The sequence below is a fragment of the Rhodococcus artemisiae genome, from assembly GCF_036327795.1.
Classification (GTDB): Bacteria; Actinomycetota; Actinomycetes; order Mycobacteriales; family Mycobacteriaceae; genus Rhodococcus; species Rhodococcus artemisiae.
Map to the genome: position 1 here is coordinate 327,105 of NZ_JAUTXY010000004.1, position 12,880 is coordinate 339,984.

Genomic DNA, 12,880 nt, shown 5'->3' on the forward strand with positions numbered 1-12,880 from the left:
GGGGGCCGCATCCAGTGGATGCGGCCCCCCTGACGTCACACTGGTCAGACAGTGCGGACGTTCGTGGCCTGCGGGCCCTTCTGCCCCTGGCCGACCTCGAACTCCACGCGCTGATTCTCATCGAGCGACTTGAAACCGCTGCCCGCGATCTCGGAGAAATGGACGAAAACGTCGGGGGTTCCGTCGTCGGGCGCGATGAATCCGAAGCCCTTTTCGCCGTTGAACCACTTGACGATGCCCTGTGCCATACCGATACTCCCTACACACTCGATCCGGATCCTCACATCGAGGCTCCGATCTCGATGAAGTCATTCTCCCATCCCTGATGAGATCGCGGGACCCCGCACCGTGCTTCGGGCCGGCAGAGGGCCGATCGTGGAGGAAACGGCTCAGGTTTCGTCGCGGAGTTGCGCCTGATAGCCGCTGGTGAGCCAGAAGACGGTCCGATCGATCGTGGGCACGATGTCGGTGATCGGGATGAGACCCTCACGGCAGCGTCCTACCAGGCCGTATACGAGACTCGACAGGATTGTTTCCAGTTCTGCGACGAACTCCGGATCCACGTCGGACAGCACCGCCATGCCGATCGGCACGACGGGATCGAAGCCCCGCACTGTGAGGGACGCCCCACCCGGCGCGGCTCGCACCCGGAAGTACGCGAAGAGCATCGCGGGGTGCTTCTCCCAGGGCTCGAAGATGGCGCGGATGACCCGCATCATCGCTGGGTGCAGAGGCTCGTCCGGGTTGCGGCTCCGCATGACGATTCCGGAGTGATTTGCCTGCATCCAATGTTCGATCGCAGCGAGAATCAACTCTTCGCGGGTGGCATACCGCTTGTAGATCGTCGTCAGAGATGTGCGCGCGCGGCGCGCGACCTCGCGAAGTTGGACGGCGTCGTAACCCTGGTTGTCGATGAGATCGACGACGGTGTCGAGCAGCCGGTCTCGAATCGGGTCCGCGCCGCCCTTCACCTGGGTGTTCTCCATTTCGAAAAATTTCCTTGTCCTCTGACGATAACCAGGTTATCGTGGCGTCAGTAACGTCGTTACTCACCGTATCTGCGGTGGCAGTCACATGGACAACGTTCCATCCTGCCGCTCGAACCCGAACTCACCCATGGGAGTGCCCTATGGCGGGATCGCCCAAGCATCTGCACGTCGATCGAGACATGTGCGAGGCGCACGCATTGTGTATCGAGATCGCTCCGGAGATTTTCGATCTTGCCGCCGACGACATCGCCACCTGCGACGAGAATCCGCCGCAAGAGTTGTGGCCCCGAGCGCTCTCCGCCATCAGTGCGTGCCCGCGCCAGGCCATCCGCCTCGTCGAGACCCCACCCCTCCTGCCACCTCGTTCACCGAAAGGTCCGTAATCCGATGACCGATCTCGCATCAGTCGACTACTTCACCGACGGAAACGTGGCCCAGAGCCCCTTCGAATACTTCGACCACCTCCGAGCGCGGAATCCGGTGTTCCGCGAACCGCACTACGGTGTCGTGGCCGTCACCGGGTATCAGGAGGTGATCGAAGCCTTCAAGAACAGCGAGGCGTTGTCGGCGGTCAATGCGATCGGCGGGCCGTTTCCGCCGTTGCCGTTCGAGCCGGAGGGTGACGACATCACCGGCCAGATCGAGGCGCACCGTCACCTGTTCCCGATCTTCGAGCACCTGGTCACGATGGATCCTCCCGATCACACCAAGGCCCGTGCGCTGCTAGGCCGACTTCTCACTCCCAGACGACTGAAGGAGAACGAGGAGTACCTGTGGTCCCTGGCGGATGAGCAGTTCGACGAATTCATCGACAACGGTCGCTGCGAGTTCCTCGGAGAATTCGCCAAACCATTTGCCACACTGGCCATAACAGATCTACTCGGCGTCCCGGAGGGAGACCGCGACGAGTTCCGCCGGGCGCTCGGGGCCGGCGAGAGATCCGGAACCCGGGTCGGCGCGCTCGATCACGAGCCCGTGGGGATCAACCCGCTGGAATATCTGGACGACCGATTCAGCGGATATCTCGCCGAACGGCGGCGAGAACCCCGCAATGACATCCTCAGTGGTTTGGCTACGGCGACCTATCCGGACGGATCGACCCCCGAACTCATGGAAGTCGTGCGTCCCGCCACTTTCCTGTTCGCTGCTGGTCAGGAAACAGTGACGAAGCTTCTCAGCTCGGCGCTGCGAGTGCTCGCAGAACGGCCCGAGTACCAGAAGATCCTGCGGGAAGATCGCAGTCTCATCAAACCGTTCATGGAGGAATCGCTCCGATTCGACAGTCCGACGAAGGTGGACTTCCGCCTCGCACGCAAGTCCACCAGAATCGGCGACGTCGACATTCCGGCGGGCACCATCGTGATGCTGGGACTTGCAGCGGCCAACCGTGATCCACGTAAATTCGAGGATCCGAACGAGTTCCGGCTCGATCGCCGGAACGCCCACGATCACATCGCGTTCGGGCGCGGGCTGCACACATGTGCCGGTGCACCGCTCGCCCGCATGGAGGGCCACGTCACTCTCCACCGCCTTCTCGATCGGATGAGCGACATCCGCATCAGCGAACGTGACCACGGACCGGCGGACAATCGCGTGTTCCTCTACGAGCCCACCTTTCTGCTGCGTGGTCTCGTCGAGCTGCACATCGAGTTCGAGCAGACCCCGAAATAGCCGGGTCCGGCAGAGACAGCTCGGAAAACACTGCATCGAGCAGTCGCTCGATGCCGACGAGAGGTGGAACATGTCAGGCAGAGTTGAGGGAAAGGTCGCGCTCGTCACAGGGGCGGCGCGAGGTCAGGGACGCAGTCACGCCGTGCGTCTGGCACAGGAGGGCGCGGACATCATCGCGCTCGATATCTGCGGCCCGATCAGGGACGATGCGCAGATCGCTCCGGCGACTCCTCAAGACCTGGCCGAAACCGTGGAACTGGTCAAGGGTTTCAACCGTCGGATCGTGACTGTGGAAGCCGACGTCCGCGATTTCGATGCAGTGAAGGCCGCGGTGGACAACGGCGTCGGACAATTGGGCAGACTCGATGTGATCGTTGCCAACGCCGGGATCGGAACGGGTGGCACCCCCTTGCACGAGACCGACGAGTTCGACTGGCAGGAAATGCAGGACATCAACCTCTCGGGTGTGTGGAAGTCGGTGAAAGCCGGTGTACCCCATATTATCGAGGGCGGCGCAGGCGGATCGATCATCCTGACGAGTTCAGTGGGAGGGTTGAAGGCCCATCCCAATATGGGGCCCTATATTGCGGCGAAACACGGCGTGGTCGGATTGATGCGCTCGTTCGCGGTCGAACTGGGACAGCACTTCATTCGGGTCAACACCGTTCACCCCACGAATGTGAATACACCGATGTTCATGAACGAGGGCGCGATGAAGATGTTCCGACCCGACCTCGAGAACCCGGGCCCGGAGGACATGAAGGTGGTTGCGCAGCTCATGCACGTGCTGCCGATCGGTTGGGTGGAGCCCGAGGACATCAGCAATGCGGTGTTGTTCCTGGCATCCGACGAATCTCGTTACGTCACAGGGCTTACCCTGTCGGTCGATGCGGGAAGTGCGCTCAAGTAGTGTCCATCCCGGTGCCGGGCCCCTACTCCCGCCTGGGCGGAATGTCGGGCTCCGGCGCCGGCAATGGTGAACCTGAGTATCCGGAGCGACGAATTCCCGGGACGAGAGTCTTTCGTAGTACGAGCAGTAGCGGGTTGAACAGGAGGGACGTTCACCCTATGAGTTCGACGAAGAGCGCTTGCGCGGCCTGAGTTGCCGCTTCCTCGTCGCCCTCGATCACCGCGGTCACCAGGGCGGTGTGCTCGTAGTGGAATCCTCGTCCGGTCGTGTGGACGTGCCGATCGACGGTCTGCCGGATCGACGGCAGCAGTGAATCGTAGAACTCGAGGTACACGGCGTTGTGGCTGGCTTCGACGATGGCCCGGTGGAGCGCGATGTCTGCTTCGACCGCTGCATCGGTATCGGATTCGGCGAAGCGGTTGTTGCGTTCGTCCAGGAGCTTCTCGAGGCGCGCGACATCGTCGGAGGTGCGCCGGCGCGCTGCGAGGACGGCCGCGGTGACGTCGAGTGTCTGTCGCAGTTCCTGCACGTCGCGCTCGTGTGCGGTGGCGAAGTACTTGCCGAGGGTGCCGCCGATGTCGGAGGTCGCGACGACGTAGGTTCCCGAACCTTGACGGCGTTCGAGGAGTCCGGTGTGCACGAGTGCCTGTACGGCTTCTCGGACGGTGTTGCGACTGGTGCCGGTGAGCGCAGTCAGTTCCGGTTCGGTGGGGATGCGGTCTCCGACCGCCCAGCGACCGCGGCAGATTTCACTGCGTAGTTGTTCGGTGACCTGCGAGATCAGGCTCGCGCGTCGGACCGGTTGTCCCAAAGTCATCATGTCATCCTATGATTTCTGGCGTGAGTCTTCTACGCGGCCGTCTTCTTGTCTTCTGTGCGATCGCGATGTCTGCACTCGTACTCCGGCTTGCCGTCACCTCGTTCAGTCCGCTGGCATCGCAGATTCGAGAGGACATCGGCTTCTCTCCGACGGTCGTGGGTGTCTTCGGCATGGTGCCCACCGCCATGTTCGCGCTGTTCGGTATTGCCACCCCGGCCCTGGCCCGACGGTGGGGGCTCGAGCGGACCGCTCTGGTCGCGATGCTCATGGCCGGCGTCGGCATGGCAGCTCGGGCGTTCATGGACGAGACGTGGTCGCTGCTCGCGCTCTCCGCCCTGGCACTCGGCGGGATGGGAATCGGCAATGTCGTCATTCCGCCACTGGTGAAGCGGTATTTCTCCGACCGCCTGGCGTTGGTGAGTTCGGTGTACATCGTCGGCGTCCAGTTGGGAACCATCGCGCCGGCGTTTGCGGCGGTGCCGCTCGCCGATGCCTACGGGTGGCGCGTGTCGATCGGAGTCTGGGCGGTCTTCGGTTTCGCTGCCGCAATGCCCTGGATCGTCATTCTTGCCCGTCGGCGTGGGGCGGCCGCGGAGGAGCAGACCGGCGAGGCGCCGCAGGTGCACGGTCAGGTATGGCGCTCGCCCGTGGGGTGGGGAATGGCCGGAATGTTCGGCATGACCTCGCTGGTCACCTACTCGATGTTCACCTGGATCCCCGACATCCTGGGCGATGCGGGTGCGAGCCCCGCTTTCGGGGGCGCGATGGTCGGATTGTTCTCGCTGATGGGTCTCGTCGGCGCCTTCGGGGGCCCGACGATGTGCGCTCGGATGAACAACCCGTTCCCTGCGGTGCTCGCGTGCGCGGCCTGCATGCTCGTCGGATTCGCCGGACTGTGGATTGCGCCGATGAGCGTGCCCATCCTGTGGATCGTGCTGCTCGGCCTCGGGCCCAGTACCTTCCCGATGGCGCTGACCCTGATCAACCTGCGTACCCGCACACAGGCCGGCTCCTCCGCCCTCTCCGGATTCACTCAGGGCGTGGGCTACGCCGTCGCGTGCGCCGGGCCCCTCCTGTTCGGCGTCCTCCACGACGCCACGTCGGGATGGACGGCGTCGTTCGCTCTCCTGACTCTCGCGGTCGTCGTGCTGGTCACCGGTGGCTACCAGGCCTGCAGGCCGCGTGCTCTCGAAGACAGCTGGCACAAGTCGGATACGCCCGAGAAAGACCTCGCTGCTCGCTGACGGTGGTCGGTATCAGCGAGGAGCGGCCAGCCGGACGTGCGTGTTCGACGCGCCGTATCCGTCGTAACCGCCGCGCCGCTCGAGCAGTTCGACCTGGAATCCACCGGGGACGGGCAGTGTGTAGGCGTGGAACAGTTCGCCGTCGCCCACCCGGTCGTACAGCAGTCCGTGCTCGCGCAACGTGTCCAGCAGACCGGGCTCGAGAATGAATCGCGCGTCGAGGTCGACGTAATAGTTCTCCGGGGGCGCCAGGAACTCGACTCCCCGCGACCGCGCGCGGCGGACTTCGGCGACGACATCGGTCGTCGCGAATGCCAGCTGCGAGATACCGTGTCGCTGCGGAACATCAGGACCCGTCTCGGAGACGTTGAGTGCGACGCGAAGATTTCCCTTGCGTGCGCGCAGCGCCCGGATCCGTAACCGGCCCTGCGGCTGGATGTACTCCTCGGGAGCTTCCGGTTCGAGTCCGAACAGGGTGCGGAAGAACGACAGCTCCTGGTTGAGCTCGTCGGCGGGGACTGTCATGTCGACGTGGTCGAGACCGAGCCAGCCGAGCTCCTGCGCAGCGTCGGTGGACGGGACGAAGTCGGTGCGCCAGTCGTCGGCGTCTCCGGGCTCCGAACTGACGAACACATGTAACCCGGAAGGCGACGTGATGCCCGGAAGATCGGCTTCACCTGCCCCGCGCGTGCGGTCGACCGCGGGCCACAGCAGAGCGGCGGCGCGTTCCGCGACGTCGGACACCGGTGGTGCGACGAGCCCCAGGGCGGTGGCGGCCGGTCCCGGTGCGGGTTGCTCGTTGAGCACCACGTCGGCGCCACCGTTGCTCCACCGGACCACCGGCTTACTACGATGCCGCCCCGCGATGTGGAAGCCCAGTCCCGTCAGTAGTTCGGCATAGGCGGAGCCGGCCGGTGCCGCCAACTCGACGAACGCGACATCGGTGCGCTTCGGTACTGGCGGGGCAGCGGAGATCTTTTCGCGGACCGGTCCGGACAGGCGCTCGCCGAGCTGATCTTCGAGGAAGACCAGTGATCGCATCGCGTCGCGCGCGGTCACGAACGGATCGGCCTCGCGCACCACGTCGCTGAAGATCTCCAGCGACACCGGGCCGGTGTATCCGGATCCGAGTACCGCGGCGACGACGCCGGCGACGTCCAGGGTGCCCTGGCCGGGGAAGCACCGGAAATGCCTGCTCCACTCGAGCACGTTCATGTCCAGCACGGGCGCATCCGCGACCTGAAGGAAACCGATCCGGTCGCCGGGGATGCCGGCGAGTGCGGCACCGTCGTCGCCCCTTGCCAGCATGTGGAAGGTGTCGACGGCCAAGGTGATCGCCGGGTGGTCGGCTTGTTCGACGACCGCCCAGGCCTGCCCGACCCGGTCGATGTGCCGTCCCCACGCCAGCGCTTCGAAGGCGACGGTGACACCGAAGGACGCGGCGAGGTCTCCGACGGCGTGCAGCTGCTCGGCCGACAGTTCGGTGTCGTCGATCGCGTCGGGCAGAGCATTGGAACATGCGAGGAACACCGTGGCCCCGAGTTCCGTCATCACCTCGAGCTTGCGTTGCACACGGTGCAGCACCGCGGGGAATCTTTCGGGAGCAACACCTTCGATGTCGCGGACCGGCTGGAACAGGTCGATCGACAGACCGAGCTCGGCGCAGTGGGCAGCCACTTCGCGTGGCGAGAGCGGCGACGCGACGAGATCGTTGTCGAAGATCTCGATGCCGTCGAATCCTGCGGCGGCGATGGCGTCGAGCTTGTCGTTGAGCACGCCGGACAGTGAAACCGTTGCTATGCCTTTCCGTATGCGACTGCCTTCCCGTATGCGACTGCTGGACATCAGTGGGTCAGCTCCTCGAAGTGCCGCACCATCCGCTCGGCGTCAGGGGTGCGGCCGGTGAAGTACTCGAACGCGCCGACCGCCTGGAACACCGCCATGCCACCGCCGGGCACGACGCGGCAGCCGCGCGACCGCGCGAGCCGGATCAGTTCGGTTTCGAGCGGGAAGTAGACGACGTCGGAGACCCACAGGTCGTCGCGGACGAGATCGGCGGGCACAGGCAGTCCCGGGTGCCCGGTCATGCCTGTCGGGGTCGCGTTGACGAGACCTTGCGCGTCGCGGAGGGCTCCGGCGAGATCGTCCGTTGCGGAGACGCGCTCGTCGCCGAACCGCTTGGCCAGCCGGGTCGCGCAGTCCTTCGCTTTCTGCGTGTCCGTATCGATGATCGACACGTGTGCAGCGCCCTGGTCGAGGAGGGCATAGCCTACTGCGGCTCCGGCGCCACCTGCGCCCACGAGCACGGCCGTGTCGGTGACGGACTCGGGAAGCCGACGGCGGAACGCACGGCCCCAGCCGGACCAGTCGGTGTTGAGGCCGAGTGCTCTGCCATCGCGGAAGACGACGGTATTGACCGCGCCGAGGTCGCGGGCGTCGTCGGAGAGTTCGTCGAGGAGCGGGATCACACGTTGTTTGAACGGGTGAGTGATGTTGAGTCCGTCGAATCCGAAATTCTTTGCCCAGGAAAGGAGTTCGGGAAGGTCATCGGCGTCGAACCCGATCTTTTCGGCGTCGAGTCGCCGGTAGGTCAGATTGAAGCCGGATTCGAGGCCTTCTCGTTCCTGCATGGCGGGGGTGAGCGACCCACTGATTCCGGCACCTACGAGACCGAGGACGAACGAGGTTCGATCGGTGTTACTGGTGGACACGGTGGATCTCCCGGTTGATGTCGAGCGAGGCGAGGCGGCGGATGGCGAATTCGTAGCCGGAGGCGCCGCAGCCTGCGATGACGGCCTGGGCGACCGGTGTGACGTACGAGTGGTGCCGGAAGGGTTCGCGTGCATGGACGTTGGTCAGATGGACCTCGATGATCGGCGCGGCCACGGTGATCAGCGCATCGTGTAGAGCAGCCGAGGTGTGGGTGTACGCGCCGGCGTTGACGACGAACCCGGAGGTGGTCTCGCGCACCTCGTGGACGAAGTCGATCAGGTCGCCTTCGTGGTTGGACTGCCGGAAGTCGAGGTCGTAGCCGAGCTCGTCGGCGACCCGTGCGCAGAGCGCTTCGACATCGGCGAGGGTTGCGGTGCCGTAGAGCGCGGGTTCGCGCTTGCCCAGCAGGTTGAGATTGGGGCCGTTGAGCACTGTGAAGGTAGGGCGGCCGGTCATCCTGCGACTCCGGCCGGGACGCGGGTGACCTCGTCGGAGGTGTGGGTTCGTCCGAGGTCGCGAGTGAGCACCTTGTGCGTGGCCTTCGGGCCGGACAGGACTGCGATCAGCGAGATCAGCACGGCGCCGAATGCGAACAGCGCCACGCGGTACCAGTTGTCGGCGTTGCCGCCCATCAGTGCCCCGGCGATAGCGGGGGTGAATCCGGCGAGAGCGAACCCGAACTGGGTTCCGATGGCCATTCCGGAGAGCCGGACGCTGGTGGGGAAGTACTCGGCGTATGTCGAGGGCCAGCAGGCGTTCGGCATGCTGTAGATGATGCCGGCCAACAGGATGCCGGTGATCAGTACGAGCGCGACATTGCCGGTGGAGATCGACCACAGGAATACGGTCACCATCACGGCGGTTCCGATCAGCCCGGCGACGAACACGGGTTTGCGGCCGACCCGGTCGGACAGTGAGGCCCAGAGCGGGATCGTGCCCACCGCGATGATGTTGGCGACGATCGCGAGCCACAGCATGGTGGTCGAACTGATGCCGATGCCGTATTCGTCGGAGGTCGCGAAGTTCAGAGCGAAGACCTGGAAGACGGTGTTGACCATTGCGATGAACGAGGCGAAGAACACACGCAGTACGCCGCGCCAGTGGTGGCGGAACAACAGTGCCAGCGGAGCGGGCGGCACCTCGGCGCTCTTCTTCTCGGCGTGGAATTCGGGGGTTTCGTCGAGGGAGCGGCGGATGATGAACCCGACGACCAGGAGCGCGGCGCTGATCCAGAACGGGATTCGCCAGCCCCATGAATGCAGCTGTTCGTCCGACAGCAGTGCGATGACCGGCAGGAACACCAGTGGTGCGAGGACCTGTCCGCCCTGGGTGCCGCTGAGTGTCCAGCTGGTGAAGAAGCCGCGCCGGTCGTCAGGAGCGTGCTCGAACGACATCGAGTTGGCGCCGGCCTGTTCGCCCGCGGCCGACAGGCCCTGGAGGAGTCGGAGCGTGACGAGAAGGATCGGCGCGAGCATGCCGACCTTGTCGTAACTGGGGAGACAGCCGATGAGGAATGTCGAGACGCCCATCAGCAGGAGCGTGCCGATGAGGATCTGCTTGCGGCCGAATCGGTCGCCGATGTGGCCCATCAGGAACGAGCCGAACGGTCGGGCGACGTATGCAACACCGAAGGTGGCGAGGGACGCGACGGTGGCGACGGCCTGGTTGCCTTCGGGGAAGAAGATGGTGGGGAAGACGAGTGCGGCGGCTGTGCCGTAGATCGCGAGGTCGTAGTACTCGAGTGCACTGCCACTCCACGCCGCCACAGCCGCCTTGCGCGGCGTGCGCTGCACGGTGGTCGTTTCTGCCATGGGAATAGCCCTTCGGGGTTGCTACATCAATTGTCGGTGCAATCGACGGTAAGGGTGGCGGTCATCACATGACAAACGTTTGCCATTCTTTGCCATACTGATCTTATGACTGTTGAGCCCAGACGTGTGTCGCCCCGTAAGCGAGCCACCATCACCGATGTCGCTCGCGCCGCGGGTGTGGCTGCGTCCACGGTGTCGCGCTCGTTCACCAACCCGGACAGGGTCAACGTCACCACTCGGGAACACGTCCTGGAGATCGCCGCCGAACTCGGCTACACCCCCAACCCGATGGCGCGCGCGCTCGAATCGGGCCGAACCAATACCTTCGCCTTGCTGGTCCCGGACATCACGAACCCGTACTTCGCGGGCATCATCAACGGGGCGGAGCGCTCGGCTGCAGCGGCCGGCCGCACGCTCGTCATCGGCAATACCAAGGAAAGCGCCGCCACCGAACAGCACCTGGTGAAGCGGCTCGGCCCGGCAGTGGACGGCTTCGTCCTGGCCGCATCCCGGCTACCTGACGACGACCTCCGTAAGGCAGCCGAACTGAATGCGGTCACTCTGGTCAACCGGGCTACTCGCGGTGTTTCTTGCGTCGTCGCCGACTACGCGTCCGGGACCCGCCAGATCGTCGACCACCTCGCGTCCCTCGGCCACCGGTCGCTTCTCGTGCTCGGGGGGCCGCCGGAATCGTGGTCGGGTGCGCGGCGCTGGGCGGGTCTGCAGGCCGCGGCGGAACTGCACGAGATGAAGGTCCGGCGATTCGGTCCGTACTCCCCGACGCTCAGTGGCGGTCCGGCCGCCGCGGATGCGGCACTCGCCGCGGGTGCCACCGCGGTGATCTGCCACAACGACATGCTCGCGATCGGGGTCCTGCGCAGGTTGCAGGAGCGCGGCGTCTCCGTGCCGGAGCAGGTGAGCGTGGTCGGATTCGACGACATGTTCGGGTCGGCGATCTGCACCCCCACCCTCACCACGCTCGCGGAACGCACCGCAGACGCCGGCGCGCAGGCGATCGAGATGTTGGGTCGACTCGCCTACGAGCGGGTCGCCGAACCGGACTCGCTCGTGCTGCCGACGCATCTGGTGGTGCGCGGATCGACCGGCCAGGTCGCATGAGGTGCTCGACGGTTGTTCATGTACGCACGTCGGCACAGGTATCCTCGAGCCGTCCGGGCATAGCGATCGATAGGTTGGATACGTTCATGGGGAGTTCCACCGACGACACAGTCGCCGCGGAAGAGACGGTCGCCGCGGATTGGCGGACTCTCGAGCCGATGGAGCTCACTCCGATCCTGTCGGCGAGTCTCGACGCGTTCTACGAAACCGGCTTCCACGGCACGTCCGTGCGTGAGATCGCGCGGCGAGTGGGCGTGACGGTGCCCGCGCTGTACTACCACCACGAGAACAAAGAGGGTCTGCTCATCGCGCTGCTCGAGTTGTCGACGAGCGACGTGCTCTGGCGCTCGCACGCAGCCGACACAGACGGTGGTGCCGACCCGGTGCAGCGTCTGTCGAATGTCATCGAAGCGATCGTGCTGCGGATGACGATGCGCGCGCGCCTCGCTGCGCTCGAAGGTGAGGCGCGATACCTGAGCCCGGAGAATCGTCAGCGATATCGCGCGGTTCGCAAGGGGATCGAACAGATCGTGCGGCAGATCGTCGAAGAGGGAACCGAGTCGGGAGCGTTCGACGTCGAGGATTCGGCCGAGACCACCCGTGCCCTGCTGGGGATGTGCCAATCGATTCCGCGGTGGTACCACGCCGAGGGCACGCTGAGCCCGCCGGAAGTTGCGAAGAAGTACGTGAAGATCGCGCTCAAGATGGTCGGGGCTTCGCCCCGCACGTGACGGACCGTTGTCGTCGGCGACGACAACGGTCCGTGGGGTGCTCAGTGTGCGTGGTGGTGGTGGTGCTCAGTGTGCACGGAAATTCGCAGGCCGCTTCTCCTGGAACGCCGAAACGCCTTCCTTGAAGTCCGGACCGGCGAGCAGCTTCATCTGCCCGTCCCATTCGCGGGTGAAGGCGTTGTCGAGCTCGGTGAGCGTCGCGTCGTTGATGGCGTGCTTGGTGGATGCGAACGCGGGGGTCGGGCCGTCCGCGAGTCGCTTCGCAAGTTCCTCGACCTTGCTGTCGAATTCGTCGTCCGGGTAGGTATCGGCGATGAGTCCGGCCGCGAGTGCCTCGGGGGCGGGGAGGCGCTCGGCGAGCAACGCCATTTTCAGGGCGCGGGCGCGTCCGACCGACGCGGCGACCAGGGCGGTGGCACCGCCGTCGGGCATCAGACCGATCTTCGTGAACGCGAGGAGGAAGTAGGTCGATTCCTTGGCGACGGTAAGGTCGCACGAGAGTGCCAGCGACACACCGACACCCGCTGCGGCACCGTTGACGGCGCCGATGATCGGACGGGGGAACGCGCGCAGCAGTGCGGCAACGCGGTTGGCTGCGTCGATGGTGTCGCTGGTCGGCGGTGCGGACAGGTCGCGACCGGCGATGTCGGCGCCCGAGCAGAACGCCCGGCCCGTGCCGGTGAGGATGGCGACGCGGATGGACTCGTCATCCGCGTACTTCTCGAAGGCATCGCCGATGGCGGTGAGAGTGACCGCCTGCACGGCGTTCATGCGCGCCGGCCGGTTGATCGTCACACGCAGGACGCCGTCGTCGACCTCGACGTCGACGCCGGGCAGATCGTTGGTGGGGTTCTCGGTCATGCTGTGTCCTTA

Annotated in this window: 14 protein-coding genes; 6 read left to right on the forward strand and 8 right to left on the reverse strand. The window is 65.1% G+C overall.

Annotation, left to right across the window (positions count from 1 at the left end; genetic code table 11):
• Positions 1-44 precede the first annotated feature (44 nt).
• Together Q7514_RS11585 and Q7514_RS11590 are read right to left on the reverse strand one after the other, a co-directional pair.
• A complete protein-coding gene (locus Q7514_RS11585; protein WP_132472693.1) occupies positions 45-248 on the reverse strand; it encodes a cold-shock protein in 204 nt (67 codons plus the stop codon).
• Positions 249-389: 141 nt separating this feature from the next.
• Positions 390-986: a TetR family transcriptional regulator gene (locus tag Q7514_RS11590; protein WP_330133392.1), complete on the reverse strand. Its 597-nt coding sequence runs from the start codon at positions 984-986 to the stop codon at positions 390-392.
• Positions 987-1,129: 143 nt separating this feature from the next.
• Here Q7514_RS11590 and Q7514_RS11595 point away from each other — a divergent pair, with 143 nt between their 5' ends.
• The 3 genes from Q7514_RS11595 (at position 1,130) to Q7514_RS11605 (ending at position 3,570) form a co-directional block, all read left to right on the forward strand.
• Entirely contained in the window at positions 1,130-1,372 is a 243-nt protein-coding gene (locus Q7514_RS11595; RefSeq protein WP_330133393.1) for a ferredoxin, read from the forward strand.
• 4 nt (positions 1,373-1,376) lie between these two features.
• Positions 1,377-2,660 (forward strand): cytochrome P450, encoded by a 1,284-nt coding sequence (locus tag Q7514_RS11600; RefSeq protein WP_330133394.1) that lies wholly within the window; start codon positions 1,377-1,379, stop codon positions 2,658-2,660.
• Positions 2,661-2,730: 70 nt separating this feature from the next.
• Complete coding sequence (locus Q7514_RS11605; protein WP_330133395.1) at positions 2,731-3,570, forward strand: mycofactocin-coupled SDR family oxidoreductase; 840 nt, start codon at positions 2,731-2,733, stop codon at positions 3,568-3,570.
• Between the two features lie 151 nt (positions 3,571-3,721).
• On the opposite strand, the gene Q7514_RS11610 is transcribed toward Q7514_RS11605, so the two are convergent.
• Positions 3,722-4,387, reverse strand: coding sequence for a FadR/GntR family transcriptional regulator (locus tag Q7514_RS11610; protein WP_330133560.1), 666 nt, complete (start codon positions 4,385-4,387; stop codon positions 3,722-3,724).
• 11 nt (positions 4,388-4,398) lie between these two features.
• Here Q7514_RS11610 and Q7514_RS11615 point away from each other — a divergent pair, with 11 nt between their 5' ends.
• The gene (locus Q7514_RS11615) at positions 4,399-5,634 is read left to right on the forward strand and encodes a CynX/NimT family MFS transporter (RefSeq protein ID WP_330133396.1); all 1,236 of its coding nucleotides are present in this window, start codon (positions 4,399-4,401) and stop codon (positions 5,632-5,634) included.
• A 12-nt stretch (positions 5,635-5,646) separates the two neighbouring features.
• Here the strand turns inward: Q7514_RS11615 and Q7514_RS11620 are convergent, their stop codons facing one another.
• The 4 genes from Q7514_RS11620 to Q7514_RS11635 all read right to left on the reverse strand — a co-directional run bounded on the left by Q7514_RS11620 (position 5,647) and on the right by Q7514_RS11635 (position 10,157).
• Positions 5,647-7,410, reverse strand: a complete 1,764-nt coding sequence (locus tag Q7514_RS11620) for a sugar phosphate isomerase/epimerase and 4-hydroxyphenylpyruvate domain-containing protein (protein WP_330133397.1) — start codon at positions 7,408-7,410, stop codon at positions 5,647-5,649.
• A 68-nt stretch (positions 7,411-7,478) separates the two neighbouring features.
• Positions 7,479-8,345, reverse strand: coding sequence for a shikimate dehydrogenase (locus tag Q7514_RS11625; protein ID WP_330133398.1), 867 nt, complete (start codon positions 8,343-8,345; stop codon positions 7,479-7,481).
• Positions 8,332-8,802 carry a type II 3-dehydroquinate dehydratase gene (aroQ, locus tag Q7514_RS11630; protein WP_330133399.1) on the reverse strand — a complete coding sequence of 157 codons (471 nt, stop codon included), beginning with the start codon at positions 8,800-8,802 and terminating at the stop codon, positions 8,332-8,334. The genes Q7514_RS11625 and aroQ overlap by 14 nt, the downstream gene beginning before the upstream one ends.
• Entirely contained in the window at positions 8,799-10,157 is a 1,359-nt protein-coding gene (locus Q7514_RS11635) for an MFS transporter (RefSeq protein WP_330133400.1), read from the reverse strand. Before Q7514_RS11635 ends, aroQ begins: the two co-directional genes overlap by 4 nt.
• A gap of 105 nt (positions 10,158-10,262) precedes the next feature.
• Here Q7514_RS11635 and Q7514_RS11640 point away from each other — a divergent pair, with 105 nt between their 5' ends.
• Positions 10,263-11,276 carry a LacI family DNA-binding transcriptional regulator gene (locus tag Q7514_RS11640; RefSeq protein ID WP_330133401.1) on the forward strand — a complete coding sequence of 338 codons (1,014 nt, stop codon included), beginning with the start codon at positions 10,263-10,265 and terminating at the stop codon, positions 11,274-11,276.
• 86 nt (positions 11,277-11,362) lie between these two features.
• Positions 11,363-12,007 (forward strand): TetR/AcrR family transcriptional regulator, encoded by a 645-nt coding sequence (locus Q7514_RS11645; RefSeq protein WP_330133402.1) that lies wholly within the window; start codon positions 11,363-11,365, stop codon positions 12,005-12,007.
• A 66-nt stretch (positions 12,008-12,073) separates the two neighbouring features.
• On the opposite strand, the gene Q7514_RS11650 is transcribed toward Q7514_RS11645, so the two are convergent.
• Complete coding sequence (locus tag Q7514_RS11650) at positions 12,074-12,868, reverse strand: enoyl-CoA hydratase (protein WP_330133403.1); 795 nt, start codon at positions 12,866-12,868, stop codon at positions 12,074-12,076.
• Positions 12,869-12,880 lie beyond the last annotated feature (12 nt).

Excerpts from the sequence above, each read along its gene's own strand:
- Q7514_RS11595 (WP_330133393.1), top strand. The coding sequence starts at position 1,130 with ATGGCGGGATCGCCCAAGCATCTGCACGTCGATCGAGACATGTGCGAG.
- Q7514_RS11640 (WP_330133401.1), top strand. The coding sequence starts at position 10,263 with ATGACTGTTGAGCCCAGACGTGTGTCGCCCCGTAAGCGAGCCACCATC.
- Q7514_RS11590 (WP_330133392.1), bottom strand. The coding sequence starts at position 986 with ATGGAGAACACCCAGGTGAAGGGCGGCGCGGACCCGATTCGAGACCGG.
- Q7514_RS11615 (WP_330133396.1), top strand. The coding sequence starts at position 4,399 with ATGATTTCTGGCGTGAGTCTTCTACGCGGCCGTCTTCTTGTCTTCTGT.
- Q7514_RS11585 (WP_132472693.1), bottom strand. The coding sequence starts at position 248 with ATGGCACAGGGCATCGTCAAGTGGTTCAACGGCGAAAAGGGCTTCGGA.
- Q7514_RS11605 (WP_330133395.1), top strand. The coding sequence starts at position 2,731 with ATGTCAGGCAGAGTTGAGGGAAAGGTCGCGCTCGTCACAGGGGCGGCG.
- Q7514_RS11635 (WP_330133400.1), bottom strand. The coding sequence starts at position 10,157 with ATGGCAGAAACGACCACCGTGCAGCGCACGCCGCGCAAGGCGGCTGTG.
- Q7514_RS11600 (WP_330133394.1), top strand. The coding sequence starts at position 1,377 with ATGACCGATCTCGCATCAGTCGACTACTTCACCGACGGAAACGTGGCC.
- aroQ (WP_330133399.1), bottom strand. The coding sequence starts at position 8,802 with ATGACCGGCCGCCCTACCTTCACAGTGCTCAACGGCCCCAATCTCAAC.
- Q7514_RS11610 (WP_330133560.1), bottom strand. The coding sequence starts at position 4,387 with ATGACTTTGGGACAACCGGTCCGACGCGCGAGCCTGATCTCGCAGGTC.
- Q7514_RS11645 (WP_330133402.1), top strand. The coding sequence starts at position 11,363 with ATGGGGAGTTCCACCGACGACACAGTCGCCGCGGAAGAGACGGTCGCC.
- Q7514_RS11650 (WP_330133403.1), bottom strand. The coding sequence starts at position 12,868 with ATGACCGAGAACCCCACCAACGATCTGCCCGGCGTCGACGTCGAGGTC.